Origin of the sequence: Mycobacterium sp. MOTT36Y (assembly GCF_000262165.1) — a bacterium.
In the GTDB taxonomy this organism is placed as follows: domain Bacteria; phylum Actinomycetota; class Actinomycetes; order Mycobacteriales; family Mycobacteriaceae; genus Mycobacterium; species Mycobacterium intracellulare.
On sequence record NC_017904.1, the window covers coordinates 3797415 to 3821925 of the forward strand.

General features: G+C 68.8%; 29 protein-coding genes and 1 pseudogene. 17 read left to right on the forward strand and 13 right to left on the reverse strand.

Annotated features, from left to right (window positions below):
- Window positions 1–27: 27 nt before the first annotated feature.
- Complete coding sequence (locus tag W7S_RS17005) at window positions 28–2022, reverse strand: APC family permease (RefSeq protein WP_008258522.1); 1995 nt, start codon at window positions 2020–2022, stop codon at window positions 28–30.
- Window positions 2023–2149: 127 nt separating this feature from the next.
- Here W7S_RS17005 and W7S_RS17010 point away from each other — a divergent pair, with 127 nt between their 5' ends.
- The gene (locus tag W7S_RS17010; protein WP_008258523.1) at window positions 2150–2815 is read left to right on the forward strand and encodes a TrkA family potassium uptake protein; all 666 of its coding nucleotides are present in this window, start codon (window positions 2150–2152) and stop codon (window positions 2813–2815) included.
- 33 nt (window positions 2816–2848) lie between these two features.
- Window positions 2849–3505, forward strand: coding sequence for a TrkA family potassium uptake protein (locus tag W7S_RS17015; RefSeq protein WP_008258524.1), 657 nt, complete (start codon window positions 2849–2851; stop codon window positions 3503–3505).
- Here the strand turns inward: W7S_RS17015 and W7S_RS17020 are convergent.
- On the reverse strand, window positions 3502–4191 hold the full coding sequence (locus W7S_RS17020; RefSeq protein ID WP_043955794.1) for a DUF3159 domain-containing protein: 690 nt from the start codon (window positions 4189–4191) through the stop codon (window positions 3502–3504). The two genes, W7S_RS17015 and W7S_RS17020, sit on opposite strands and share 4 nt — an antisense overlap.
- Before the next feature lie 14 nt (window positions 4192–4205).
- On the reverse strand, window positions 4206–4574 hold the full coding sequence (locus tag W7S_RS17025; RefSeq protein WP_003875251.1) for an OB-fold nucleic acid binding domain-containing protein: 369 nt from the start codon (window positions 4572–4574) through the stop codon (window positions 4206–4208).
- 131 nt (window positions 4575–4705) lie between these two features.
- Here W7S_RS17025 and W7S_RS17030 point away from each other — a divergent pair, with 131 nt between their 5' ends.
- Window positions 4706–5407: a hypothetical protein gene (locus W7S_RS17030; RefSeq protein WP_008258527.1), complete on the forward strand. Its 702-nt coding sequence runs from the start codon at window positions 4706–4708 to the stop codon at window positions 5405–5407.
- Window positions 5408–5415: 8 nt separating this feature from the next.
- Here W7S_RS17030 and W7S_RS17035 read toward each other — a convergent pair whose 3' ends face one another.
- Together W7S_RS17035 and dut are read right to left on the reverse strand one after the other, a co-directional pair.
- A complete protein-coding gene (locus W7S_RS17035; RefSeq protein ID WP_008258541.1) occupies window positions 5416–6189 on the reverse strand; it encodes a DUF3710 domain-containing protein in 774 nt (257 codons plus the stop codon).
- A 43-nt stretch (window positions 6190–6232) separates the two neighbouring features.
- Complete coding sequence (dut, locus tag W7S_RS17040) at window positions 6233–6697, reverse strand: dUTP diphosphatase (protein WP_008258542.1); 465 nt, start codon at window positions 6695–6697, stop codon at window positions 6233–6235.
- Window positions 6698–6722: 25 nt separating this feature from the next.
- Between dut and W7S_RS17045 the strand changes: the two genes are divergently transcribed.
- Window positions 6723–7208: a DUF3093 domain-containing protein gene (locus W7S_RS17045; protein WP_008258543.1), complete on the forward strand. Its 486-nt coding sequence runs from the start codon at window positions 6723–6725 to the stop codon at window positions 7206–7208.
- A 9-nt stretch (window positions 7209–7217) separates the two neighbouring features.
- Here the strand turns inward: W7S_RS17045 and W7S_RS17050 are convergent, their stop codons facing one another.
- Window positions 7218–7520, reverse strand: coding sequence for a DUF4193 domain-containing protein (locus W7S_RS17050; protein ID WP_008258544.1), 303 nt, complete (start codon window positions 7518–7520; stop codon window positions 7218–7220).
- A gap of 205 nt (window positions 7521–7725) precedes the next feature.
- Here W7S_RS17050 and cei point away from each other — a divergent pair, with 205 nt between their 5' ends.
- Window positions 7726–8376 (forward strand): envelope integrity protein Cei, encoded by a 651-nt coding sequence (cei, locus tag W7S_RS17055; RefSeq protein ID WP_008258545.1) that lies wholly within the window; start codon window positions 7726–7728, stop codon window positions 8374–8376.
- A gap of 5 nt (window positions 8377–8381) precedes the next feature.
- On the opposite strand, the gene W7S_RS17060 is transcribed toward cei, so the two are convergent.
- Window positions 8382–9260: an inositol monophosphatase family protein gene (locus W7S_RS17060; RefSeq protein WP_008258546.1), complete on the reverse strand. Its 879-nt coding sequence runs from the start codon at window positions 9258–9260 to the stop codon at window positions 8382–8384.
- A gap of 102 nt (window positions 9261–9362) precedes the next feature.
- On the opposite strand from W7S_RS17060, the gene ppgK reads away from it, so the two are divergent.
- From ppgK to W7S_RS17075, 3 genes are all read left to right on the forward strand, one after another.
- On the forward strand, window positions 9363–10172 hold the full coding sequence (gene ppgK / locus W7S_RS17065; protein WP_008258547.1) for a polyphosphate--glucose phosphotransferase: 810 nt from the start codon (window positions 9363–9365) through the stop codon (window positions 10170–10172).
- Window positions 10173–10349: 177 nt separating this feature from the next.
- Window positions 10350–11855, forward strand: coding sequence for an RNA polymerase sigma factor (locus tag W7S_RS17070; RefSeq protein ID WP_008258548.1), 1506 nt, complete (start codon window positions 10350–10352; stop codon window positions 11853–11855).
- A 132-nt stretch (window positions 11856–11987) separates the two neighbouring features.
- Window positions 11988–12404 carry a RidA family protein gene (locus tag W7S_RS17075; RefSeq protein WP_008258549.1) on the forward strand — a complete coding sequence of 139 codons (417 nt, stop codon included), beginning with the start codon at window positions 11988–11990 and terminating at the stop codon, window positions 12402–12404.
- Here W7S_RS17075 and W7S_RS17080 read toward each other — a convergent pair.
- Window positions 12350–12721 carry a DUF952 domain-containing protein gene (locus tag W7S_RS17080; protein WP_008258550.1) on the reverse strand — a complete coding sequence of 124 codons (372 nt, stop codon included), beginning with the start codon at window positions 12719–12721 and terminating at the stop codon, window positions 12350–12352. The two genes, W7S_RS17075 and W7S_RS17080, sit on opposite strands and share 55 nt — an antisense overlap.
- Window positions 12722–12844: 123 nt before the next feature.
- Here W7S_RS17080 and W7S_RS17085 point away from each other — a divergent pair, with 123 nt between their 5' ends.
- Window positions 12845–13030 carry a hypothetical protein gene (locus tag W7S_RS17085; RefSeq protein ID WP_008258551.1) on the forward strand — a complete coding sequence of 62 codons (186 nt, stop codon included), beginning with the start codon at window positions 12845–12847 and terminating at the stop codon, window positions 13028–13030.
- Between the two features lie 64 nt (window positions 13031–13094).
- Entirely contained in the window at window positions 13095–14096 is a 1002-nt protein-coding gene (locus W7S_RS17090; protein WP_008258552.1) for a YihY/virulence factor BrkB family protein, read from the forward strand.
- Here the strand turns inward: W7S_RS17090 and W7S_RS17095 are convergent, their stop codons facing one another.
- Window positions 14097–14336, reverse strand: a complete 240-nt coding sequence (locus W7S_RS17095) for a DUF3039 domain-containing protein (protein WP_008258553.1) — start codon at window positions 14334–14336, stop codon at window positions 14097–14099.
- Between the two features lie 70 nt (window positions 14337–14406).
- On the opposite strand from W7S_RS17095, the gene W7S_RS17100 reads away from it, so the two are divergent.
- From W7S_RS17100 to W7S_RS17110, 3 genes are all read left to right on the forward strand, one after another.
- Window positions 14407–14853: a DUF3099 domain-containing protein gene (locus tag W7S_RS17100; RefSeq protein ID WP_008258554.1), complete on the forward strand. Its 447-nt coding sequence runs from the start codon at window positions 14407–14409 to the stop codon at window positions 14851–14853.
- A gap of 135 nt (window positions 14854–14988) precedes the next feature.
- Complete coding sequence (gene sigB / locus W7S_RS17105; RefSeq protein WP_050782802.1) at window positions 14989–15978, forward strand: sigma-70 family RNA polymerase sigma factor SigB; 990 nt, start codon at window positions 14989–14991, stop codon at window positions 15976–15978.
- Window positions 15979–16107: 129 nt separating this feature from the next.
- Complete coding sequence (locus W7S_RS17110; RefSeq protein WP_008258556.1) at window positions 16108–16797, forward strand: metal-dependent transcriptional regulator; 690 nt, start codon at window positions 16108–16110, stop codon at window positions 16795–16797.
- 20 nt (window positions 16798–16817) lie between these two features.
- On the opposite strand, the gene W7S_RS17115 is transcribed toward W7S_RS17110, so the two are convergent.
- Window positions 16818–17879 carry a DUF4192 domain-containing protein gene (locus W7S_RS17115; protein ID WP_008258557.1) on the reverse strand — a complete coding sequence of 354 codons (1062 nt, stop codon included), beginning with the start codon at window positions 17877–17879 and terminating at the stop codon, window positions 16818–16820.
- Window positions 17880–17992: 113 nt separating this feature from the next.
- On the opposite strand from W7S_RS17115, the gene sthA reads away from it, so the two are divergent.
- Entirely contained in the window at window positions 17993–19408 is a 1416-nt protein-coding gene (sthA, locus tag W7S_RS17120; RefSeq protein ID WP_008258559.1) for a Si-specific NAD(P)(+) transhydrogenase, read from the forward strand.
- A 142-nt stretch (window positions 19409–19550) separates the two neighbouring features.
- Here the strand turns inward: sthA and W7S_RS17125 are convergent, their stop codons facing one another.
- The gene (locus W7S_RS17125; RefSeq protein ID WP_036429067.1) at window positions 19551–20387 is read right to left on the reverse strand and encodes a serine protease; all 837 of its coding nucleotides are present in this window, start codon (window positions 20385–20387) and stop codon (window positions 19551–19553) included.
- 230 nt (window positions 20388–20617) lie between these two features.
- On the opposite strand from W7S_RS17125, the gene W7S_RS17130 reads away from it, so the two are divergent.
- The 3 genes from W7S_RS17130 to W7S_RS17140 are packed head-to-tail and all read left to right on the forward strand — an operon-like array spanning window position 20618 to window position 23415.
- Window positions 20618–21589 (forward strand): proteasome assembly chaperone family protein, encoded by a 972-nt coding sequence (locus tag W7S_RS17130; RefSeq protein ID WP_008258561.1) that lies wholly within the window; start codon window positions 20618–20620, stop codon window positions 21587–21589.
- Between the two features lie 60 nt (window positions 21590–21649).
- A complete protein-coding gene (locus W7S_RS17135) occupies window positions 21650–22681 on the forward strand; it encodes an alpha/beta fold hydrolase (RefSeq protein ID WP_008258562.1) in 1032 nt (343 codons plus the stop codon).
- Between the two features lie 47 nt (window positions 22682–22728).
- Window positions 22729–23415: a PhzF family phenazine biosynthesis protein gene (locus W7S_RS17140; RefSeq protein WP_008258563.1), complete on the forward strand. Its 687-nt coding sequence runs from the start codon at window positions 22729–22731 to the stop codon at window positions 23413–23415.
- Window positions 23416–23442: 27 nt separating this feature from the next.
- On the opposite strand, the pseudogene W7S_RS26375 reads toward W7S_RS17140, so the two are convergent.
- Window positions 23443–23925 (reverse strand): annotated as a pseudogene (locus W7S_RS26375) (peroxynitrite isomerase); the annotation flags it as partial.
- A 34-nt stretch (window positions 23926–23959) separates the two neighbouring features.
- Window positions 23960–24424, reverse strand: a complete 465-nt coding sequence (gene nrdR, locus W7S_RS17145) for a transcriptional regulator NrdR (protein ID WP_008258565.1) — start codon at window positions 24422–24424, stop codon at window positions 23960–23962.
- Between the last annotated feature and the right edge of the window lie 87 nt (window positions 24425–24511).

Here is a 24511-nt window from a genome sequence, read left to right on the forward strand (position 1 = left end):
CGCGCGGTGGGCGGGTCGATTCGCGGGTCAATCGAAAATACCCCGACGAGCGTCTCCCGGCGCCACGTGCGGCTGCAACGTCTTGCGCCGTTCGGACGAACTCAGTTGCCACGGAACCGAAGTCACCATGACGCCGGGCATGAACAGCAGCCGCCCCTTGAGCCGCAGCGCGCTCTGATTGTGCAGCACCTGCTCCCACCAGTGCCCCACCACATACTCCGGGATGAACACCGTGACCACGGTGCGGGGCGACTCCTCCCGGGCCCGCTTGACGTATTCCAGTACGGGGCGGGTGATTTCGCGATACGGCGAGGCGATGACCTTGAGCGGAACGCTGATATCGCTCGCCTCCCACTTGCGCACCAGCTCACGGGTTTCCGCATCGTCGACGCTGACCGTCACCGCCTCGAGAACGTCGGGACGGGTGGCCCTCGCGTAGGCCAGCGCGCGCCGCGTCGGCAGGTGCAGCTTCGACACCAGCACCACGGCGTGATTGCGGCTGGGCAACACCGCGTCTTCCTCGTCCTCGGCCTGCTGCGCCAATTCGCGGTTCACGGTGTTGTAGTGCCGGTGGATCATCTTCATCATGCCGAACAGCAGGCTCATCGCGAACAGCGCGATCCACGCCCCGGCGACGAACTTGGTGACCAGCACCACCAGCAAAACCGCACCGGTGGAAAGCAATCCGACCGTGTTGACCACCCGCGAGCGCATCATCTTGCGCCGCACCCCGGGATCGGTCTCGGTGCGCAGCAACCGGGTCCAGTGCCGCACCATGCCGATCTGGCTCAGCGTGAACGAAATGAACACGCCCACGATGTAGAGCTGAATCAACGCGGTGACCTCGCCGCGGAACGCCACGATCGCCAGCACGGCCACCCCGGACAGGAACAGGATTCCGTTGGAGAACGCCAACCGGTCTCCGCGGGTGTGCAATTGGCGCGGAAGGTAGCTGTGCTGGGCCAGGATCGAACCGAGCACCGGGAATCCGTTGAACGCGGTGTTGGCCGCGAGCACCAGGATGAGGGCGGTCACCGTGGCGATGAGCAGGAACCCGACGTGAAAGCCGCCGAACACCGCCTGCGCCAGTTGGGTGACCAGGGTCTTTTGGTAGTACCCCTTCGGGATTCCGCTCAGCTGGGTCGCGGGATCCTCGACGAGCTGAACGCCGATCTTCTGCGCCAGCACGATGATGCCCATCAGTAGCGTCACCGCGATTGCGCCCAACATCAGCAGGGTCGTGGCCGCGTTGCGCGACTTGGGTTTCTGAAACGCCGGCACCCCGTTGCTGATCGCCTCGACACCCGTGAGCGCCGCACACCCCGAGGAGAACGACCGCGCCACCAAGAACGCCAACGCGAAACCGACGACCTGGCCGTGTTCGGCGTGCATCTGGAAACCGGCGGACTCCGCCCGCAAGGGATCACCCAGCACGAAGATCCGGAACAGGCCCCAGCCGATCATGACGAGGACCCCGATGATGAACGCATACGTCGGGATGGCGAACGCCACCCCGGATTCGCGCACCCCGCGCAGGTTCAGCGCCATCACCAGCAGAATGGAGGCCACACAGAAGAACACCTTGTGCTCGGCCACGATCGGGATGGCCGAGCCGATGTTCGCCATCGCCGACGCCGTCGAAACCGCCACGGTCAGAACGTAATCCACCATCAGGGCGCTCGCCACGACGAGGCCCGCCGTCTCGCCCAGGTTGGTGGTGACCACCTCGTAGTCGCCGCCACCGGAGGGGTAGGCGTGGACGTTCTGGCGGTAGCTGGCCACCACCACCAACATGACCGCCGCCACGGCGAGCCCGATCCACGGCGTCAGCGCGTACGCCGAGACCCCGGCCACCGAGAGCATGAGGAAGACCTCCTCGGGCGCATACGCCACCGAGGACAACGCGTCGGAGGCGAACACCGGCAAGGCGATCCGCTTGGGCAGCAGGGTGTGGCTGAGCCGGTCGCTGCGAAACGGCCGGCCGATAAGCAACCGACGAGTGGCGGTTGAAAGTTTGGACACGAGAGCCAAGAGTAAGCCCAGACGGGTTTGACGGTAGCGTTCGTGGACGAGAATGTTCGCCGACCGAAACGGCTTGCCCACGTGCGTTGCCGACGAAGGGCGCAGGACGCGGCCGAGAGGACCACAAGTGCGAGTAGTAGTGATGGGCTGCGGCCGTGTCGGCTCCTCGGTCGCCGACGGGCTGTCCCGCATCGGTCACGACGTGGCCGTCATCGACCGCGACAGCACGGCCTTCAACCGGCTCAGCCCCGAATACGCCGGCGAGCGGGTCCTGGGGCAAGGATTCGACCGAGATGTACTGCTGAGGGCCGGTATCGAAGAGGCGGACGCGTTCGCCGCGGTGTCCTCCGGTGACAACTCCAACATCATCTCCGCGCGCCTGGCACGGGAGACGTTCGGCGTCAAGCGGGTCGTGGCCCGCATCTACGACGCCAAGCGCGCCGAGGTCTACGAGCGCCTGGGCATCCCGACCATCGCGACCGTGCCCTGGACCACCGACCGCCTGCTCAATGCCCTGCTGCGGGAGACCGAGACGGCCAAGTGGCGCGACCCGACCGGCACGGTCGCCGTCTCCGAGGTCGTCCTGCACGAGGACTGGATCGGCCACCGGGTCACCGATCTCGAGCAGGCCACCGGCGCCCGGGTCGCCTTCCTGATCCGATTCGGGGCCGGCGTCCTGCCCGAGCCGAAGTCGGTGATCCAGGCCGGCGACCAGGTCTATGTCGCGGCGATATCCGGGCGCGCCGCCGAGGCGGTCGCCATCGCCGCGCTACCACCGAGCGAAGACCTGTGATGAATACGGCACGGCTGTGAGGGGACGGCGCATATGAAGGTAGCGGTTGCCGGTGCCGGTGCGGTCGGTCGCTCGGTCACGCGGGAACTCATCGGCAACGGCCACGACGTGACGTTGATCGAGCGCAACCCCGACCACGTCGACGTCGACGCCATCCCCGCCGCGCACTGGCGCCTGGGCGACGCGTGCGAGCTGACGCTGCTGGAATCGGTGCACATGCAGGAGTTCGACGTGGTGGTGGCCGCCACCGGCGATGACAAGGCCAACGTCGTGCTAAGCCTCTTGGCCAAAACCGAATTCGCGGTGCCCCGGGTGGTGGCCCGGGTCAACGACCCGCGCAACGAGTGGCTGTTCACCGACGCCTGGGGCGTCGACGTCGCGGTGTCGACACCGCGCATGCTGGCGTCGCTCATCGAGGAGGCGGTCGCCGTCGGCGATCTGGTGCGGCTGATGGAGTTCCGCAAGGGACAGGCCAACCTCGTCGAGATCACCCTGCCCGATGACACGCCGTGGGGCGGCAAGCCGGTGCGCAAACTGCAGCTGCCGCGCGACACCTCGCTGGTGACGATCCTGCGCGGCCCTCGGGTCATCGTGCCCGAGGAGGACGAGCCGCTCGAAGGCGGCGACGAGCTGCTGTTCGTCGCGGTCGCCGAGGCCGAAGAGGACCTGCAGAAGCTGCTGTTGGGCTAGTCGCCGACGCTACGGGGTGCCAGCTCGGCGCCCGCCGCGATGGCCCGCTGCGCCGACTTGATCGCCGCGTAGGTCGCCAGCGCGGCCAGCACGGTCAGTGGCCAGCCCATCCCGATCCGCGCCGCCGCCAGCCACCCGGTCCGATCGGCGTCGTAGAGCAGCCCCTGGACCACGAAGCGGGAGGTGAACACCAGCACCCAGCCCAGCGAGGCGATGTCGAACGCAAGAACGGCCTTTGGAACGCTGCGCCAGCCGTCCCCGCGGCCGGTGGCCCAGCTCCACGCGTAGCCCACCAGCGGCCGGCGGATCGCCACCGACGCCGCCACCACCACCGCCCACACCAGCGACATCCAGATGCCCAGCAGGAAATAGCCCTTGGACTCCCCCAGCACGTAGGCGATCAGCGCGCACAGCGCCACGCCGAAGAACCCGGACAACGCCGGCTGTGGGGAATCCCGCCGGATCAGCCGCCACAGCAAGACCAGCGCGGCCACCCCCAGCGCCGCCGCGATCGCCGGGACCAGTCCCGACACGCTCGAGACGATCACGAAGACGACCACCGGGAGCGACGAGTAGATGACGCCACTGACGCCGCCCGCCTGCGCCAGCAGGCGCTCGGGGCTGATGCGACTAGTGGTTTGTTCCGATGAGCCCGGCTCCCGGGCGGGCGGGGTGGCCCCGCCCAATCCTTCCGGGACGGTCACCGTTGAATTTCGTAGTGCGGGTTGTAGATCGCCTTGGTTCCGTTCTCGAGCTTGCCGAGGCGGCCCCGCACGCGCAGGGTGCGGCCCGAGTCGATGCCCGGGATGCGGCGCTGGCCCAGCCACACGAGCGTGACGGTGTCGCTGCCGTCGAACAATTCCGCGCGAACCCCGCCGGCGCAGGCCCTGCCGTTGCATTCCACGCTGCGTAGCGTGCCGACCATCGTGACCTCCTGGCCACGCTCGCAATCGATAGCCCGTTGCGCGCCGGTGCTGGCGACTTCGTCGGACAGTTCCTCAGAGTCGCGTTGCTCCGGATCCTCCGTCAACCGACGGGTCAGCCGGCGCAGATACCCTTGGGCCCCCATGGCCACTCCTGACGATAAAAGCTTCGATGCTTCCTCTATGCCAACGGACACCGTAGACCTCTTGGTTCCCCAGCGCCAACCGACTCAAACGTGATGTTGGACTGCAGGTCAACGCCGTGCACTATCGAGGGGTGGTGGTCGATCTGAACGGTGTCACGACGGTGTTATTGCCCGGAACCGGCTCCGACGACGACTACGTTCAGCGGGCGTTTTCGGGCCCGCTGGCCCACGTCGGCGCGGTATTGGTGACCCCGCCGCCGCGCCCCGACCGGCTGATCGACGGCTACCTGGCGGCGCTGGATGCCGCATCGCGCGAAGGCCCGATCGCCGTCGGCGGCGTGTCGATCGGCGCGGCGGTCGCGGCGGCCTGGGCGCTGGCCCATCCGGACCGGGCGGTCGCGGTGCTGGCCGCGCTGCCGGCGTGGGCGGGGGCGCCCGGTGAGGCGCCGGCCGCCCTCGCGGCGCGGTACTCGGCCTCCCAGCTGCGAGCCGACGGCCTGGCGGCGACGACGACCCAGATGCGGGCGTCCAGCCCCCCGTGGCTGGCCGACGAGCTGACCCGCTCGTGGGGCGCCCAGTGGCCGCACCTTCCGGACGCCATGGAGGAGGCGGCCGCCTACGTCGCGCCGAGCTGCGACGAGCTGGCCGGGCTGGCCGCGCCGCTGGCGGTGGCGGCCGCGGTCGACGATCCGATCCATCCGCTGCAGGCCGGCCTCGACTGGGTCGCCGCGGCGCCGCGCGCGGCGCTGCGCACGGTGACGCTGGATCAGATCGGCGCGGATCCCGCCGGCCTGGGCGCGGCCTGCCTGGCGGCGCTGGCCGAGCTGGGCTAGCCGGGGTCTCAGCCGCCGGTGGTGGTGCGCAGCTGTTGCATCGCCGACCCGTCGGCGCTGCGGCGCGCGGCCGGCTGGTCGGCGGGGGCCTGCTGGTCCTCGGATTGCTGCGCATCCGCTTGTTGGGCGGCCTGTTGCGCCGCGGCGGCTTCGCGCAGCTGTTGGGCCATCGGCTCGGGCAGCTGCACGGCCAGCGGTGTGCGCACCGGCAGGGGCGTGTCGCCGCGCCGAACCACGGTGTCGGCCAACGCCGCTCGCGCCTCCTGCTCGAGCGCCTCCATCGTCTCGTGGGCGCCGTTGATGACGCAGCGGATCATCCAGCGGTAGCCGTCGACGCCGATGAAGCGCACCACGCCGGTGGCGGTGCCGACCACCTCGCGCCCCCACGGCCCGTCCTTGATGCTGACCTGGGCGGAGTCGTTGCGCAGCGACTCGGCGAGCTCGCCGGCCACCTCACGCCACAGCCCACCCGTCTTGGGCGCCGCGTAGGCGGCGATGGTGAAACGACCGTTGGGCGTGACGACCCAGACCGCGCTCGGGACACCGGTTTCGGTCAACTCGACCTGCAGCTGGCCGGCCTCGGGCATGGGGATCAGCACCGAGCCCAGGTCGAGCCGGGCCAGCTCGGCGACGGCGGGATCGTCGAAGTCCTCGATGTCGAACGGGCCCTCGAGTTCCTCGGCGGCGGGCTCGTCGGCGCCCGGCGTCACGGCCTCGTCCGCCCGGGCGTCCGCGGCCGAAGCGCTGTCGTCCTTGCGTGAGCGTTTACCGAATGCAGCCATCAGCGCCGCTCCTTTTCATCGCTTCGCCCTGCTCGCCGGCGCATCACAGACTCGCGTGTCCGCCGGAGGAACCGTGACCACCGTCGCCACGGGACGTTTCGGCCAGCCCGGCCTCGTCGAACGACGACACCTCGACCAGCTCCACCAACTCGACCCGCTGCACCAGCAGCTGGGCGATGCGGTCGCCGCGATGCACCACGATCGGCTCGGCCGGATCGAGGTTGATCAGCGCGACCTTGATCTCGCCGCGGTAGCCCGCGTCGATGGTACCGGGACTGTTGACGATCGAAAGCCCAACGCGCGCAGCCAATCCCGACCGAGGATGGACCAGCCCGACCATGCCGAACGGGATGGCGACCGCCACACCCGTGCGCACCAGGGCGCGCCGCCCGGGCTCGAGCTTGACGTCCTCGGCGCTGTAGAGATCGATCCCGGCGTCGCCTTCGTGGGCGCGGGCGGGCAGCGGAAGCTCGGGGTCAAGGCGGACGATGGCCAGACTGGTCGACACGGGGCCACAGACTACCCTTGACTGCGTGTCCGATACCCGCGTCGCGCCGCACAACGTGCGGTATCGCGAACGATTGTGGGTTCCGTGGTGGTGGTGGCCACCGGCCCTCGCGCTCGCCGGCATCCTCGCGTTCGAGTTCAACATGGGCGTCACCCGCCACTCCTCGTGGTGGCCGTACGCGGCACTGTTCGCGGTGGCGGCCGCGGCGCTGTTGTGGCTGGGGCGCGTCGAGATCCGGGTCACCGCCAACCCGTCCGTGCCGGGGGAAGTGGAACTGTGGGCGGGCCCCGCGCACCTGCCGGTCACCGCGATCGCCCGGTCCGCACAGGTAGCGCCCTCGGCCAAATCCGCGGCGTTGGGCCGCCAGCTCGACCCGGCGGCCTACGTGCTGCACAGGGCGTGGGTGGCGCCGATGATCCTGATCGTCCTCGACGACCCGGACGACCCGACGCCGTACTGGCTGGTGAGTTGCCGTCACCCGGAACGGGTGCTGTCGGCCCTGACAACGTAGCGGCAGCTATCAGGCCGCGCAGTCGGTACAGATCATCACGCCGTTCTTCTCGCTGGCCAGCCGACTGCGGTGTTGCACCAGAAAGCAACTCGAGCAGGTGAACTCGTCAGCCTGCTTCGGAACGACACGGACCGAAAGTTCTTCACCGGACAGGTCGGCGCCGGGCAGTTCGAAATTCTCAGCGGATTCAGATTCGTCGACATCGACGACGGCCGAGGCCGCCTCGTTCCGTCGCGCTTTGAGCTCCTCCAGCGAGTCCTCCGAAACGTCGTCCGTCTCGGTGCGCCGTGGAGCGTCATAATCGGTAGGCATATCTATTCCCCTGCCCTATTGCCTCTGCTTGCCTCTGCATGCCCTCGTAAATCTCAAGCATCGCTTTGTACCAGCGTCGAACGCATCCACCAAATGATTCGTGCCCGTATCGCGGCCCATTAAGGTGTGATTTACCTCACACACCCATTTTCACCCTTGCGCTCGCTTCTGAACAGTGGGTTTGGGGTGCGACTAGAGTGCAGCTGTGGTCACGCAAATCACCGAGGGTACAGCTTTTGACAAGCATGGTCGGCCCTTCCGTCGACGCAACCCCAAGCCCGCGATCGTCGTGGTGATTTTGCTCGCAGTGGCCACCGCGGTCGTCTGGACCGTGGCGCTGACCCGGCCCGCCAAGGTGCACGAGGCGGTGGTGTGCAATCCCCCGCCGCAGGCGACCGGTTCGGCGTCGGCCCAGCTCGGTGAGCAGGTGTCGCGCAGCGCCATGATGGACGTCGCACCCGCCAAGCTCGCCGACACCAAGGTCCGCGTCCTCAACGCCAGCGGCCGGGGCGGGCAGGCCGGCGACGTCGCCGGGGCGATGAAAGACCTCGGCTTCGCGCAGCCGACCGCCGCCAACGACCCGCTCTACGCCGGCACCAGGCTCGCCTGCCAAGGCCAAATCCGTTTCGGCACCGCCGGACAGGCCACGGCCGCGGCGGTGTGGCTGGTGGCGCCGTGCACCGAACTGTTCAACGACAGCCGCGCCGACGACTCCGTCGACCTCGCCTTGGGAACCGACTTCAGCGCGTTGGCCCACAACGACGACATCGACGCCGTGCTCGCCACCCTGCGGCCCGGCGCCACCGAGCCGTCAGATCCCACGCTGCTGGCCAAGATTCACGCCAGCAGCTGCTGAGGCGCTCAATCCAGGATCGGATCCAGGCCGTTGAACCGCTCCAGGACCGCCAGCAGCTCGTCGGCGATCCCGGGGGCGGCGGCCAGCACCAATCCCGCCCCGGTGGCGTCGTGCGCCGGCAGCACCACCCGGGCCCCCGCCTCGGCGGCGATCAGCGCGCCCGCGGCGCGGTCCCACACCTTCAGGCCGTGCTCGTAGTAGGCGTCCAGCCGGCCCGAGGCCACCATGCACAGATCCAGCGCCGCCGAGCCGATGCGGCGAACGTCGCGGACCACCGGCAGCATGCGCGCCAACAACGCCGCCTGCGCCGCGCGGCGCTGCCGCGAATAGCCGAAACCGGTGCCCAGCAACGCCATTGACACGTCCTCGACCGCCGCGCACTGCAACGGCTGGGTCCCTCGGCCGTCGCTGACGTGCGCGCCGAGGCCGCTGGCCGCCGAGTACACCCGGTCGGCGACGACGTCGGCGACCGCCCCGGCCACCGACTCGCCGTTAACCTGCGCCGCGACCGACACCGCGTACGCGGGAACGCCGTAAACGAAATTCACTGTGCCGTCGATGGGATCGAGCACCCAGGTCACCGACCCGGCCGGGGTGCCCGCCGGGTCGGTCGGCCCGCCGCCCTCCTCGCCGAGAATGGGGTCCCCAGGCCGCAATTCGGCCAGCCGGTCCCGCAACAGGCGCTCGGTCTCGGTGTCGACCACCGTCACCGGATCGGTCGGGGTGCTCTTGGTCCGCACCGCGCCGCTGTCCGGGCCTGTCGCGCCGGCCGGCTCGGCGCCGAACACCTCGGCGCGCCGGCGCCGCACGAACGCGGCGGCCTCCGTGGCCACGGTTTCGGCCACTGAACGCAGCCGCACGAGCTCGTCATCGGATTGGATCACCGGTCTATCGCATCACAGTCGGCGCGGGCGCGCAGACACCGCGGGCTGCCGGCGTCGCGGCGTTAAGGTGAGCGGACAGCCCCGTCACGCCGAGGAGATTCGATGACCAGCACCGACTCGACCACGGACACGCCCGGCGCCGCACCGGCCGACGGCACACATGAACGCCGCGGCTTCGGCATCGACGTCGGTGGCAGCGGCATCAAGGGCGGCATCGTCGACATGGACACGGGGTTGTTGATCGGCGAGCGGGTCAAACTGCTGACCCCGCAACCCGCGACGCCGTCGGCGGTCGCCAAGACCATCGCCGCGGTCGTCAACGAATTCGGGTGGACCGGGCCCCTCGGCGTGACCTACCCCGGGGTGGTCACGCACGGCGTGGTGCAGACCGCCGCCAACGTGGACAAGTCCTGGATCGGGGTCAACGCCCGCGACATCATCAGCGCCGAGCTGGACGGTCAGGACGTGACGGTCCTCAACGATGCCGACGCGGCCGGGCTGGCCGAGGAGCACTACGGGGCGGGCAGGAATCAGACGGGCCTGGTGATTCTCTTGACCTTCGGCACCGGCATCGGCTCGGCGGTCATCCACAACGGCACGCTGATCCCCAACACCGAATTCGGGCACCTGGAGGTCGGCGGCAAAGAAGCCGAGAAACAAGCCGCCTCCTCGGTGAAGGAAAAGAAGGGCTGGTCCTACGAAAAATGGACCAAACACGTCACCGAGGTGCTGGTCAGCATCGAGAACGCGATGTGGCCGGACCTGTTCATCGCCGGCGGGGGGATCAGCCGCAAGGCCGACAAGTGGCTGCCGCTGCTCGAAAACCGCACCCCGGTGGTGGCCGCGGCCCTGCTCAACACCGCCGGGATCGTCGGCGCGGCGATGGCCGCCACCTCGGACGTGACCCACTGAATTTCGCCCGGCACAGCTGTAGTACCGCGCACTGTCGTTACAATGGTGCTCGGCGAACGCCCAACCGATAGCGTGCGACTACGCACGCTGATACCAACGCCGACATCGACATAGCAGACACTTTCGGTTAACCATGCCCAATACCCACCGAAGGTGAGCCCAAACGAAGGGGTGTAAGTGGCAGCGACCAAGGCAAGCCCGGCAACCGATGGGCCGGTGAAACGCACCGCCACGAAGTCTGCGTCGTCCCCCGCCAAGCGTCCGGCGGCCAAGGCCGCCAACGGCTCCGCGCCCGCCAAACGGGCCGCCAAGACGACCGCGCGGTCCACCAAGTCCGACGCCGCCGAGCCCGCCAAGAAGACCCGGGCCAAGGGCGCCGAGGCCAAGGGCCGCGGCACCAAAACGGCCAAGGGCGGCCCCGCGGATCCCGACGCCCTCGATTCCGACGGCGCCGTCGAGGATCTCGACAACGAACCAGACCTCGAGGGTGAGCCCGGCGAGGACCTCGACATCGACAGCGACCTGTCCCTCGACGACCTCGAGGACGACGTGGCATCCGAAGACGCCGAGGTCGAATCGGGCGATTCCGAGGAGGGTGACGACGAGGAGGCGCCCGCCCCCGCGGCGGCCGCCGAGCCCGCCGCCGACGAGGACGACGAGATCGCCGAGCCCACCGAAAAGGACAAGGCCTCCGGCGATTTCGTCTGGGACGAGGACGAATCCGAGGCGCTGCGCCAGGCCCGCAAGGACGCCGAGCTCACCGCCTCCGCCGACTCGGTTCGCGCGTACCTCAAGCAGATCGGTAAGGTCGCGCTGCTCAACGCCGAGGAAGAGGTCGAGCTGGCCAAGCGGATCGAGGCCGGCCTGTACGCCACGCAGCTGATGACCGAGATGACCGAGCGCGGCGACAAACTGCCGGCCGCCCAGCGCCGCGACATGCAGTGGATCTGCCGCGACGGCGACCGCGCCAAAAACCATCTGCTGGAGGCCAACCTGCGGCTGGTGGTGTCGCTGGCCAAGCGCTACACGGGCCGCGGCATGGCGTTCCTCGACCTCATCCAGGAAGGCAACCTGGGTCTGATCCGCGCGGTCGAGAAATTCGACTACACCAAGGGCTACAAGTTCTCCACGTACGCCACCTGGTGGATCCGTCAGGCCATCACCCGGGCCATGGCCGACCAGGCCCGCACCATCCGCATCCCCGTGCACATGGTCGAGGTGATCAACAAGCTGGGCCGCATCCAGCGCGAGCTGCTGCAGGACCTGGGCCGCGAGCCCACGCCCGAAGAGCTGGCCAAGGAAATGGACATCACGCCCGAAAAGGTGCTGGAGATCCAGCAATACGCGCGCGAGCCGATCTCGCTGGACCAGACCATCGGCGACGAGGGCGACAGCCAGCTGGGCGATTTCATCGAGGACAGCGAGGCCGTGGTGGCCGTCGACGCGGTGTCGTTCACGCTGCTGCAGGACCAGTTGCAGTCGGTGCTCGAGACGCTCTCGGAGCGCGAGGCCGGCGTGGTGCGGCTGCGCTTCGGCCTCACCGACGGCCAGCCCCGCACCCTGGACGAGATCGGGCAGGTGTACGGGGTGACCCGCGAGCGCATCCGCCAGATCGAGTCCAAGACCATGTCGAAGCTGCGCCACCCCAGCCGCTCGCAGGTGCTCCGCGACTACCTCGACTAGCGCGGTCCGCCGTCCGCGAGAACGGTTGGCGCACAAGCTGTTCGCGGCTCGCCGAACCCGGTCCGAACCAAACAACCCCTGCCGCGGGGAAATTCGGCTGCGCCGGCGGCGCCGCCGTCGTACCGTGACCACATGTCAGCACACCGCACAGTGGTCTCGTCCGGTTCGGAATTCGAATCGGTGGTCGGTTACTCGCGCGCGGTGCGGGTCGGCCCGCACGTGGTGGTGGCCGGAACGACCGGCACCGGGCCCGCCGGTGACATCGCCGCCCAGACGCGAGATGCCCTGCGCCGCATCGACATTGCGCTGCGACAAGCCGGCGCGTCACTCACCGACGTGGTACGCACACGCCTCTACGTCACCGACATCTCGCGCTGGCGCGAGGTGGGCGCCGTGCACGAGGAGGTGTTCGGCGCGATCCGCCCCGTGGCCACCATGGTCGAGGTCTCGGCGCTCATCGCGCCCGAGTTGCTGGTGGAGATCGAGGCCGACGCCTACGTCGACTCGCCGGTGACCGGAGGGAAGGCGCCGTCGGCCCCCGGCGGGTAAGGGGTGACGCGGGTCACCGCGGCGACCGGCAGGGTGCCGTACAGGTGCGGGAACAACATCGACGCCGGATCGGTTGGCACTCCCGGCTCCCAGCGCACCGGTGCGTCGAGGCGAGCCGGGTCGATGCGCAACAGCACCAGGTCGCGCCGGCCCCGGTAGAGCCGGTTGGCGGGCAGGTGGACCTGCTCGGGCGTCGACAGGTGGATGAAGTCGGCGCCGCCGGTGGGGCGGATGGCGCCGTCACGGCGGGCCTGCGCCCACTGCTCGGCGCCGCACAGGTGCACCAGCACGTCGGCAACGAAGGTCACGACGGTCACCCTAGAGAACCGTCCACACCAAACCTGACCAGGCCGTGAGAAACGACACACCCGATAACGATCGGGGAACAAGGCGAAAACGCCATACGTCTGAGAAAGTGAATGTACGAGAACGGAGAAGCCATGAATGCAACTCTGACGAGTCCAGAACTGACACGGGCCGACCGCTGCGACCGCTGCGGTGCCGCGGCCCGTGTGCGCGCCAAGCTGCCTTCCGGCCTCGAGCTTCTCTTCTGCCAGCACCACGCCAACGAGCACGAGGCCAAGCTGACCGAGCTGGACGCCGTGCTGGAGGTCAGCGGAAGCTAGCCAACCGAACTCGCCCGTCCCCAATGTGGGCAGCGCGCGCGATCTTCGGTAATGCTGGACTGGTATGAGCGATCAGGTCGCAAAACCGTCGCGCCACCACATCTGGCGAATCACCCGCAGGGCTCTGTCCAAGAGCTGGGACGACTCAATCTTTTCCGAGTCGGCTCAGGCTGGTTTCTGGTCGGCGTTGTCCCTGCCGCCGTTGCTGCTAGGGATGCTGGGCACGATGGCCTACGTGGCGCCGCTGTTCGGGCCGGACATGCTGCCCAACATCCTGCGGCAGCTGCTTTCGACGGCGCACAGCGTGTTCTCCCCCAGCGTGGTGAACGAGATCATCGAGCCGACGGTCCGCGACATCGCCAGCAACGCCCGCGGAGAGGTGGTGTCGCTGGGATTCATCATCTCGCTGTGGGCGGGGTCGTCGGCGATCTCGGCGTTCGTCGATTCCGTCGTCGAGGCGCATGACCAGACGCCGCTGCGCCATCCGGTGCGGCAGCGCTTCTTCGCGCTGTTCCTCTACGTCGTGATGCTGGTCGTCGTGGTGGCGACCGCGCCGCTGGTGGTGGTGGGCCCGCGCAAGGTGGAAGAACACATCCCGCTCGGCCTGTCCAACGTGCTGCGCTACGGCTACTACCCGGCGCTGATCATCGGCCTGACGCTCGGGGTGATGATCCTGTACCGGGTCGCACTGCCCGAACCGCTGCCCTCCCACCGGCTGATCCTCGGCGCGATGCTGGCGACCACGGTGTTCGTCACCGCCACGCTGGGCCTGCGGTTCTACCTGCGCTGGATCACCAGCACCGGCTACACCTACGGCGCGCTCTCCACCCCGATCGCATTCCTGCTGTTCGCGTTCTTCGGCGGGTTCGCGATCATGCTCGGGGCCGAGCTCAACGCCGCGGTCCAGGAGGAGTTTCCCGCGCCCACCACGCACGCCCACCGGGTGCGCACCTGGTTGTTCTCCCGCTCGCCCGCCCTGAAGAAGACGGTGGAGACGCTGGCCAGCCCGATCGCGAATCCCGCCACGCAACAACGCGATACCGCGCCGGCGAAGCCGCCCGGGTGATCAGCCCTTCTTGAGCCGGTCGTAGATCTGCTTGCACTCCGGGCAGACGGGCGAGCCCGGCTTGGCCGCCTTGGTGACGGGGAACACCTCGCCGCACAACGCGACGACGTGGTTGCCCAGCACCGCGCTCTCGGCGATCTTGTCCTTCTTGACGTAGTGAAAATACTTGGGTGTGTCGCTGCCGGTCCCGTCGTCGACGCGTTCGTCGGTCTCGGTGCGCTCGATCGTCTGGGTCTGCATACCTGACATTCTTGCACTGCCCGGTGCGCTGCCGGGCCGCCCCAAAACCGGCCACGCCGGAATCGTCGCGGTGTGGGACAGTGGAGAAATGAAGCACGGCTCCGACGCGGGGTTCGACGGCAGCTTCGATGACTTCGCCGGCCACAAGGGCCGCCCGGTGCTCATCACCGCCGCCGAGCCCTCCTACGAGGAGCAGCATCGCGCGCGGGTCCGTAAATACCTGACCCTGATGGCATTCCGGATTCCGGCGCTCATCCTCGCCGCGCTCGCCTACGGCGCGTGGCACAACGGCTTGATCTCGCTGGCGATCGTGGCGGTGTCCATCCCCCTGCCCTGGATGGCCGTGCTGATCGCCAACGACCGCCCGCCGCGCCGCCCCGACGAGCCCCGCCGGTTCGACAACGCGCGCCGGCGCACCCCCCTGTTCCCCCGCGCCGAACGCCCGGCGCTCGAGGCTCCGCGACACCCCCAGCCGGGGTGGCCTCCCGACCCGCGGGGCGGAATCGACGACGGCTAGCGCTCGTTCCTTCTTCGGTGCCGTCGCGGCGCACTTCTCAGGACATTCTCAGGTCTTCGGCACATTTGTGCACGTCAAGACGTGTGAGATGGGGAACCGCTGGGAACTCTGAACCCTAATCGGTCGTTGAACTCGATGACAGTACAAGCCGAACGGGAGGTCGCTATGGCGAACGCCAGCACGAGCAGATTTGACGGCGATCTGGATGCTCAAAGCCCCGCGGCGGATCTAGTGCGCGTATATCTGAACGGAATCGGCAAGACGGCGTTGCTCAATGCGGCGGGGGAAGTTGAACTCGCGAAGCGGATCGAAGCCGGGCTCTACGCCGAGCACCTGCTCGAAACGCGTAAGCGCCTCGGGGAGAACCGTAAACGCGATCTAGAGGCCGTGGTGCGCGATGGTAAGGCCGCGCGCCGTCACCTGCTGGAGGCGAACCTGCGCCTGGTGGTGTCGCTGGCCAAGCGGTACACGGGTCGTGGCATGCCGCTGCTGGACCTGATCCAGGAGGGCAACCTCGGGTTGATCCGCGCGATGGAAAAGTTCGACTACACAAAGGGATTCAAGTTCTCGACCTACGCCACGTGGTGGATTCGTCAGGCCATCACCCGCGGCATGGCCGACCAGAGCCGCACCATCCGGCTGCCCGTCCACCTGGTGGAGCAGGTCAACAAGCTGGCGCGGATCAAGCGTGAGATGCACCAGAACCTCGGCCGCGAGGCCACCGACGAGGAACTGGCCGCCGAATCCGGCATCCCGGTCGACAAGATCAACGACCTGCTCGAGCACAGCCGCGACCCGGTGAGCCTGGACATGCCGGTCGGCTCCGAGGAGGAAGCCCCGCTGGGCGACTTCATCGAGGACGCCGAGGCGATGTCGGCCGAGAACGCGGTGATCGCCGAGTTGCTGCACACTGACATCCGCAGCGTGCTGGCCACGCTCGACGAGCGCGAGCACCAGGTGATCCGGTTGCGGTTCGGCCTCGACGACGGCCAGCCCCGCACGCTGGACCAGATCGGCAAGCTGTTCGGGCTGTCCCGCGAGCGGGTTCGCCAAATCGAGCGGGACGTAATGTCCAAACTCCGCAACGGGGAGCGCGCCGACAGGCTACGGTCGTACGCGAGCTGACAACTCACTCAAGCTAGGTAGCAGACAGTATGCCCGCCGCGTCAGCGGCGGGCATACTGCTTGCCTGGGAGGCGTTACACCCATTCATGCAGCTGGCCAAGTAGACTCAGCGTCGATGGAAGGTGCTGAATGAACGACCTGGTTGACACCACCGAGATGTACCTGCGGACCATCTACGACCTCGAAGAAGAGGGCGTAACGCCGCTACGTGCCCGAATCGCCGAACGCCTCGATCAGAGCGGGCCGACTGTCAGCCAAACCGTGTCCAGGATGGAGCGCGACGGGCTGCTCCACGTGGCCGGTGACCGCCACCTCGAGCTCACCGACAAGGGCCGGGCGCTGGCCGTGGCCGTCATGCGCAAGCACCGCCTCGCCGAGCGACTGCTGGTCGACGTCATCGGTGTGCCCTGGGAGGAAGTGCACGCCGAGGCGTGCCGCTGGGAGCACGTGATGAGCGAGGAGGTCGAGCGGCGGTTGGTCAAAGTGCTCAACCACCCGACCACCTCGCCGTTCGGCAACCCGATCCCCGGGCTTCTGGACCTGGGCGTGGGCCCCGAGTCCGGCGCCGAGGAGGCCATCCTCGTCCGGCTGACCGAGTTGCCGCCCGGCTCCCCGGTGGCGGTGGTGGTCCGGCAGCTGACCGAACACGTCCAGGGCGACACCGACCTGATCACCCGCCTCAAGGACGCCGGCGTGGTCCCCAACGCGCGCGTGACCGTCGAGACCGGCCCCGCCGGCGTGACCATCGTCATCCCCGGCCACGAAAACGTCACCCTGCCCCACGAGATGGCCCACGCGGTCAAGGTCGAAAAGGTCTGACCCACCGCCCCTCGCCCCGGCTAGCCCGCCCTACGGCCGAACGGCCGACGCGGCGGTAGCCGCACCCCGAACTGCTTGGCCAGCCGGTACCCGGTGAGCGCGAGATCCCGGATGTCCTCTGGCCGCAGGCCCGACTGCAACGCGGTGTCCAGCATGCCCGCCATCCGGTGCTCGGGCTCACAGCGCAGCGCCTCCTGCAGCGACACCCCGGCCAGCGGGCCGTCGCCGCGCGCGTACGCGCTGAACGCAAGCAGGACCAGCGCCTCGACCCGCCACGGCCGCGGCAGGGTGCGCGCGAGCACCGCCCACAGCGACTCGACGTCATCGGCGCCCTCGCCGACGGCCAGCGCGTACAGGATGTCGCGGACCTGCGGGTCGCTCAGCGCGCAGCCCAGCGCCGCCAGTTCGGCGTCGGAGAGCGATTCGCCCGAGGCGACGCGGGCGGCGGCCGCCATCGCGCCCTCCACGTCGCCGCGGATGCAGCGGACAGGATGCGCGCGATGCGCGGCGCGGCGCCGGACGGCCTGCCGGCCGACCGCGCCGGCCAATGCGGCGCTGCGCGCCGGGTCGTCGGGCGCGATGACCGCCTGCAGGTCGGCGCGGCGCGGGTAGAGCCGCCTGCCCTCCAGCACCGCCGCGGCGGCCAGCGGCGAGGCCGAGGGGTCCTCGACGAGGCCGCTCGACCCGCAGCCCTCGACACAATGCCAGCGCCCGCCGAGGGCGACCCGGTCGACCACGTGGGTGGCCCAGAGCTCAATGTCGTGCTGCGACAAGGACTCTGCGAGCGCCTCACACAACTGCCGGTACTCGTCGTTGCAGCTGGGACAGTGCGCGCCGTCGGCGTCGACGATCACCGCGATGACGGCCTCGGGCCGGGCCGCCGCGGCGACCTCGGCCAGATGACCGACCCGTGCGAGCAACTCCTCGGAGAGGTCGACGCGCATCACCGACCCGAGGTGCCGATCCTCCAAAGACACTAATACCAATGAATTTTCGGGAATGAAGCCGAGAACGGCGGGCAGCGCGGCGATGAGCGCGCCGGGGCGGGAAAGCTCGAAGTCGGGTTGTGGATGCGTGGTCATGAGCACCAACGCTGACGGCCGCCACCGTCGGCCGGTGCTCGCGCGCGGCGGCGCGGCAACCCAGCTGTGGATGAACCCGGCACTGTGAGTTGTGCTGCTCTACTGTTTAGCCCATGGGCTCGGCGCAAGAGTACGACATGGTGGTCATCGGTTCGGGGCCCGGCGGGCAGAAGGCCGCCATCGCCTCGGCCAAGCTGGGCAAGTCGGTTGCCATCGTCGAACGCGGCCAGATGATCGGCGGCGTCTGCGTCCAGACCGGCACCATCCCGTCAAAGACGTTGCGCGAGGCGGTCCTTTACCTCACCGGGATGAGCCAGCGCGAACTCTACGGCGCGAGCTATCGGGTCAAGGAGAAGATCACCCCGGCCGATCTGCTGGCCCGCACCCAGCACGTGATCGGCAAGGAAGTCGACGTGGTGCGCAACCAGCTGATGCGCAACCGGATCGACCTGCTGATCGGCCACGGGCGGTTCGTCGACCCGCACACCATCGAGGTCGAGGACCCGTCGCGGCGCGAAAAGGTAACCATCAGTGGCAAATACATCGTCATCGCCACCGGAACCCGGCCGGCGCGGCCGTCCGGCGTCGAGTTCGACGAGGAGCGCGTGCTCGACTCCGACGGCATCCTCGACCTCAAGACCCTGCCGGCCTCGATGGTGGTCGTCGGCGCCGGGGTCATCGGCATCGAGTACGCCTCGATGTTCGCCGCGCTGGGCACCAAGGTCACCGTGGTGGAAAAGCGCGGCGACATGCTGGACTTCTGCGACCCCGAGGTGGTCGAGGCCCTGAAGTTCCACCTGCGCGACCTGGCGGTGACGTTCCGGTTCGGTGAGGAGGTGACCGCGGTCGACGTCGGCTCGGCGGGCACCGTCACCACCTTGGCCAGCGGCAAGCAGATCCCGGCCGAGACGGTGATGTACTCGGCCGGTCGGCAGGGCCAGACCGACCATCTCGACCTGCACAACGCCGAGCTGGAGGCCGACAACCGCGGCCGGATCTTCGTTGACGACTATTTCCAGACGAAGGTGCCGCACATCTACGCCGTCGGGGACGTGATCGGTTTCCCCGCGCTGGCCGCGACCTCGATGGAGCAGGGACGGCTGGCCGCCTACCACGCGTTCGGGGAAGCGTGCGACGGCATCACCGAGCTGCAGCCGATCGGCATCTATTCGATCCCGGAGGTCTCCTACGTCGGGGCCACCGAGGTGGAGCTGACCAAGGACGCGGTCCCCTACGAGGTCGGGGTGGCCCGGTACCGGGAGCTGGCCCGCGGCCAGATCGCCGGGGACTCCTACGGGATGCTCAAGCTGCTGGTGTCCACCGAGGACCTGAAACTGCTCGGCGTGCACATCTTCGGCACCAGCGCCACCGAGATGGTGCACATCGGGCAGGCGGTGATGGGGTGCGGGGGCACGGTGGACTACCTGGTGGACGCCGTGTTCAACTACCCCACGTTTTCCGAGGCCTACAAGGTGGCCGCGCTCGACGTGATGAACAAGGTGCGCGCGCTCAACCAGTTCCGGCGGTAGGCCAGATGGTGGCGACCCGCTGCGCCCGGCTCCGGCATGTGGTGGCGACCCGCTGCGCCCGGCTCCGGCATATGGTGGCGACCCGCTGCGCCCGGCACGGCCGCGCTGGCGATCGCCACGGCCGCGCTGGCGGTCGCCACAGCTAACAGGCGTCCTGCAGGTCGCCGGGGACGGGGTCGCCCGGCCCGCCGGCTTCGGCGCGGGCCAGCAGCTCCGCGGTCTGGGCGTCGAACGGCGCCGAATACGAGATGTCCGGCGCGCACCCGCCGCGCTCGAGACCCCCGATCAGCCCGGTGAGCGTGGTGCCGCTGACCCACGGAGCGCCGCTGGTGCCGTCCACCAGACCTTCGCACGCGAGCGCGGGGAACCCGCTGTCGCTGACCGAGGTGCTGCCCTGGCAGCCGATGGGCTCGCCGCCCACGCCGACCGGATAACCCAGCACGGTGACGCGACTGCCCGGCGGGGGCGTCACGCCCAGCGTCAGCGCCAGACCCGCGCGGGACTCGACGCCGGCGCCGGTGTCGTTGCTGACTCGCGCGATCGCGTAGTCGGCATGCGGATCCTTGCTGGCGACCCAGCGCGGATCGAGGTAGACCGCGTCGGCCTTCCACATGTCGGTGGGAGCGGGCGCGGCGTCGCCGGCGAAACCGGGAACGAAGGTGATCAGCGACGCCCCGGCCAGACAATGCGCCGCGGTCATGATCAGGTCCCCGCCCTTGGAATGCACCACCGAACCGGTGCAAACGTGGAGCGGCCCACCGTCGATGAAGATCGCCCCGATCCGCCGGTCCGGCTCCACCGGACCCGCGACCGCCTTCTGCTCGGGCTGGCTGAGCCGCTGCACGGGGCCGCCGGTCCGCGGCGCCGACACCGGGGCGCCCGACACCTGCTCGACGGGCCGATGACACGACGTCAGCGACGTCGCCACCCCCACCACCGAGCAGAGCACCAGGATCGGTATGCGCATCGCCTTCATCATGCCCGACGCCGCGGCGGCGAGCCGACTTCCGCGCGACGCCGTGCGCCACGGGGTTTGCTGACGCCGCGGAGGGGACCCCCGATAGGGTCTCACCGGATTACGCCTGAGAATTATCGCGTTCCACGGTGCGAACGCCGGAACCGAGTTCGCTGTTCTATCCGGGTGCCGCCTGATTCAGGGGACACTTGGTAGGGCACCCTGAAGGGACCCCCGAGAGGAGGCGATCGAAGATGGATCACCATCGAGACCCAGGTGACCAGTACCAGCAGGGCCAGCCCGGCATGTACGAGCTGGAGCTGCCCGCGCCGCAGTTGTCGACGTCCGACGGCCGCGGCCCCGTACTGGTGCACGCCCTGGAGGGCTTTTCCGACGCCGGTCACGCCATCCGGCTGGCGGCCTCGCATCTCAAGGCCGTGCTGGACACCGAGCTGGTCGCGTCCTTCGCGATCGACGAATTGCTGGACTACCGCTCACGGCGGCCGCTGATGACCTTCAAGACCGATCACTTCACCAACTATGACGACCCGGAGCTGAGCCTCTACGCGTTGCGCGACACCGTCGGCACCCCGTTCCTGTTGCTGGCCGGCATGGAGCCCGATCTCAAGTGGGAGCGCTTCATCACCGCAGTCCGCCTGCTGGCCGAGCGGCTCAACGTGCGCCAGACCATCGGCCTGGGCACCGTCCCGATGGCCGTTCCGCACACGCGGCCGACCACGATGACCGCGCACTCCAACAACCCGGAGCTGATCGCCAATTTCCAGCCGTGGATCGCCGAGATCCAGGTCCCGGGCAGCGCGTCCAACCTGCTCGAGTACCGGATGGCCCAGCACGGCCATGAGGTGGTCGGCTTCACCGTGCACGTCCCCCACTACCTCACCCAGACCGATTACCCGGCCGCAGCTCAGGCGTTGCTCGAGCAGGTCGCCAAGACCGCGTCGCTGGAGCTGCCGCTGACCGCGTTGACCGAAGCCGCGGAGGTGATCCGGGCCAAGATCGACGAGCAGGTCGAGGCGAGCGCAGAGGTCGCTCAGGTGGTGGCGGCGCTGGAGCGCCAGTACGATGCCTTCATCGACGCTCAGGAGAACAGATCGTTACTGTCGCGCGACGAGGATCTGCCGAGCGGCGACGAGCTGGGCGCGGAGTTCGAGCGATTTCTCGCCCAGCAGGCGGAGAAGAAGTTCGACGACGACGATCAGGCCTGACCCTCTGCCGAACACCCAGCCACACCGCCCTTAGCCCGGCCCGACAGCAAGGTTGGCCCTATGACCGAGCGGAAGCGCAAGAACAGGCTCCGCCCGGTGCGCGAAGTGACCGCACCCACACTCGAGTTCCGCACCATCCACGGTTACCGGCGCGCCTACCGCATCGCGGGCTCAGGGCCGGCGATCCTGCTGATCCACGGCATCGGCGACAACTCCACCACGTGGAATGCCGTGCAGGCCAAGCTCGCCCAGCGCTTCACGGTCATCGCCCCGGACCTGCTGGGTCACGGCCGATCCGACAAGCCGCGCGCCGACTACTCGATCGCCGCATACGCCAACGGGATGCGGGACCTGCTCAGCGTGCTCGATATCGAACGCGCCACCATCGTCGGTCATTCGCTGGGCGGCGGTGTGGCCATGCAATTCGCCTACCAGTTCCCGCATTTGGTGGAGCGGCTGATCCTGGTGGGCGCCGGCGGCGTGACCAAGGACGTCAACTTCGTCTTGCGGTGGGCTTCGCTGCCGATGGGCAGCGAAGCCATCGCCCTGCTGCGATTGCCCCTGGTGCTGCCGGCGGTTCAGGTCGTGGGCCGGGTCCTGGGCGCCGCGCTGGGCAGCACCGGCCTGGGCCGTGACCTGCCCAACGTGCTGCGGATCCTCGACGACCTGCCGGAACCGACGGCGTCGGCGGCATTCAGCCGAACCCTGCGGGCGGTAGTGGACTGGCGCGGGCAGATCGTCACCATGCTCGACCGATGTTATTTGACCGAAGCCATCCCGGTGCAGATCGTCTGGGGCACCAAGGATGTGGTGGTCCCGGTCCGGCACGCGTGGATGGCCCACGCCGCGATGCCCGGTTCGCGGCTCGAGATCTTCGAGGGCTCCGGCCACTTCCCCTTTCACGACGACCCCGCCCGCTTCATCGAGGTCGTCGAGCGCTTCATGGATTCGACCGCGCCCGCCGAATACGACCAGGCCGCGCTGCGCGGGTTGCTGCGCACCGGTGGTGGCGAGCGGGCCGTCAGCGGCCCCGCACCCACGCGCGTCGCCGTACTGAACGCCATGGGGTCCGACGAACGCAGCGCCACCTGATTCCACCTTGATCGAGGCGGCCCGGTTCGGGGCCGTACAGTCGGGCCATGGGTATCGACGTCACGGTGTTGCGGGTGTTCACCGACGCGGACGGCAATTTCGGCAATCCGCTCGGCGTGGTTGATGCCGCTGAGGTCGGGGTCGCGGACCGGCAACGGGTGGCGACCCAATTGGGCTACAGCGAAACGGTTTTCGTCGACCGTCCGGCCGCGGGCTCCGCGACCGCGCACGCCACCATTTACACGCCCCGGACCGAGCTGCCGTTCGCCGGGCACCCGACGGTCGGCGCCTCGTGGTGGCTGCGGGAGAACGGTCGGCCGGTCAACACGTTGCAGATACCGGCGGGGATCGTGCAGGTGGGCTACGACGAACACCACACCCGCATCAGCGCCCGCGCGGAATGGGCGCCCGAGTTCGCGCTGCACGAATTCGCTTCGGCCGACGATGTTCTCGCCGCCGACCCGACGGACTTCCCCGACGACACGGCGCACTACCTGTGGGCCTGGACCGACCGGGCCGCCGGGGCGCTGCGGGTGCGCATGTTCGCCGCCAACCTCGGTGTGGCCGAAGACGAGGCGACCGGTTCGGCCGCGATGCGCATCACCGACTACCTGAGCCAAAACCTGCGGATCACCCAGGGCAACGGCTCGGTCATCGAAACCACCTGGAGCCCCGAGGGCTGGGTCGCGGTGGCCGGTCGGGTGGTCAACGACGGTGTGCGACAGTTGGACTGACCACGGCCGCCGGCGGTCGCACGCGCAGCGCTGCCGGTGCAACACCGCGGCCAGGTGGTCCTGCAGCGGCTGGCCGACCGCACCCATCTGCACCGTGTAGGACAGCTCATCGCCGTCGATGCGGAAGCAACGCCCAAGTCCCGTCACCTCTTTGGCGGTAGGCGTTAGGCCCACCGCCGTGGTGGACATCTGCATGTCGATGAGGTCGCCGGTGACCGAATAGGTGCCGACCTCGATCTCGGTGATGCCGCTCGGGTGGGCCAGCACCAGCTCGACGTGGCCCGGCTGCGGCACGCGAAGGTATCCCGTCTCGGCGTGTAGCGGCTTGCCGTCGGCCACCGCCTTGGTTTTCTGGGCGTAGGCCAAAAAGGGTTTGCCCACATGGGCGAACGTGACTTCTTCGAGGTAGTCGAACGGCGGGATCGTCGGGTACTTGCCCGCGCCCTGGCCGACCCACGTGCCGAGGAGCGGGGCCAGGGCCGCCAGGTCGGGATGCAACTCAGGGGGCATGCACCGAGCCTAGCGGGCCCCCCGGCGGGATCCGTCAGCCCGGCGTGGCCACTCCGCGGTGCTCGCGCAGCGCCTGGATCTCGCGCTCGAAGTCGTCGGCGGACTCGAAGGAGCGGTACACGGACGCGAACCGCAAGTACGCCACCTCGTCGAGATCGCGCAGCGGCCCGAGGATGGCCAGGCCGACCTCGTGGCTGGGGACCTCCGGGGAGGCCACGGCGCGCACGGTGTCTTCGACCTGCTGGGCCAGCAGATTCAGCGCGTCGTCGTCCACCTGGCGGCCCTGGCAGGCCCGGCGGACTCCGCTGATGACCTTTTCCCGGCTGAAGGGCTCGGTGACGCCGCTGCGCTTGACCACCGCCAGGACCGCGGTTTCCACGGTGGTGAAACGCTTTCCGCATTCGGGGCACGATCGGCGACGCCGGATGGCCTGCCCCTCGTCGGTTTCGCGCGAGTCGATCACCCGGGAATCCGGATGGCGGCAGAAGGGACAGTGCATGACCGCTCCTTCACCGTGCCGACAACCGGGTACCGCAGAACTTTGAGCGTACCCGTGCGCTGACCTGCACGGCTAACGGAGCCGCCC

Coding starts and splice junctions, on each gene's coding strand:
- W7S_RS17015 (WP_008258524.1), top strand. CDS start 2,849: ATGAAGGTAGCGGTTGCCGGTGCCGGTGCGGTCGGTCGCTCGGTCACG.
- W7S_RS17025 (WP_003875251.1), bottom strand. CDS start 4,574: ATGGGGGCCCAAGGGTATCTGCGCCGGCTGACCCGTCGGTTGACGGAG.
- W7S_RS17035 (WP_008258541.1), bottom strand. CDS start 6,189: ATGGCTGCATTCGGTAAACGCTCACGCAAGGACGACAGCGCTTCGGCC.
- W7S_RS17050 (WP_008258544.1), bottom strand. CDS start 7,520: ATGCCTACCGATTATGACGCTCCACGGCGCACCGAGACGGACGACGTT.
- ppgK (WP_008258547.1), top strand. CDS start 9,363: ATGACCAGCACCGACTCGACCACGGACACGCCCGGCGCCGCACCGGCC.
- W7S_RS17075 (WP_008258549.1), top strand. CDS start 11,988: ATGTCAGCACACCGCACAGTGGTCTCGTCCGGTTCGGAATTCGAATCG.
- W7S_RS17085 (WP_008258551.1), top strand. CDS start 12,845: ATGAATGCAACTCTGACGAGTCCAGAACTGACACGGGCCGACCGCTGC.
- W7S_RS17090 (WP_008258552.1), top strand. CDS start 13,095: ATGAGCGATCAGGTCGCAAAACCGTCGCGCCACCACATCTGGCGAATC.
- W7S_RS17095 (WP_008258553.1), bottom strand. CDS start 14,336: ATGCAGACCCAGACGATCGAGCGCACCGAGACCGACGAACGCGTCGAC.
- sigB (WP_050782802.1), top strand. CDS start 14,989: ATGACAGTACAAGCCGAACGGGAGGTCGCTATGGCGAACGCCAGCACG.
- W7S_RS17110 (WP_008258556.1), top strand. CDS start 16,108: ATGAACGACCTGGTTGACACCACCGAGATGTACCTGCGGACCATCTAC.
- W7S_RS17115 (WP_008258557.1), bottom strand. CDS start 17,879: ATGACCACGCATCCACAACCCGACTTCGAGCTTTCCCGCCCCGGCGCG.
- sthA (WP_008258559.1), top strand. CDS start 17,993: ATGGGCTCGGCGCAAGAGTACGACATGGTGGTCATCGGTTCGGGGCCC.
- W7S_RS17125 (WP_036429067.1), bottom strand. CDS start 20,387: ATGATGAAGGCGATGCGCATACCGATCCTGGTGCTCTGCTCGGTGGTG.
- W7S_RS17130 (WP_008258561.1), top strand. CDS start 20,618: ATGGATCACCATCGAGACCCAGGTGACCAGTACCAGCAGGGCCAGCCC.
- W7S_RS17135 (WP_008258562.1), top strand. CDS start 21,650: ATGACCGAGCGGAAGCGCAAGAACAGGCTCCGCCCGGTGCGCGAAGTG.
- W7S_RS17140 (WP_008258563.1), top strand. CDS start 22,729: ATGGGTATCGACGTCACGGTGTTGCGGGTGTTCACCGACGCGGACGGC.
- nrdR (WP_008258565.1), bottom strand. CDS start 24,424: ATGCACTGTCCCTTCTGCCGCCATCCGGATTCCCGGGTGATCGACTCG.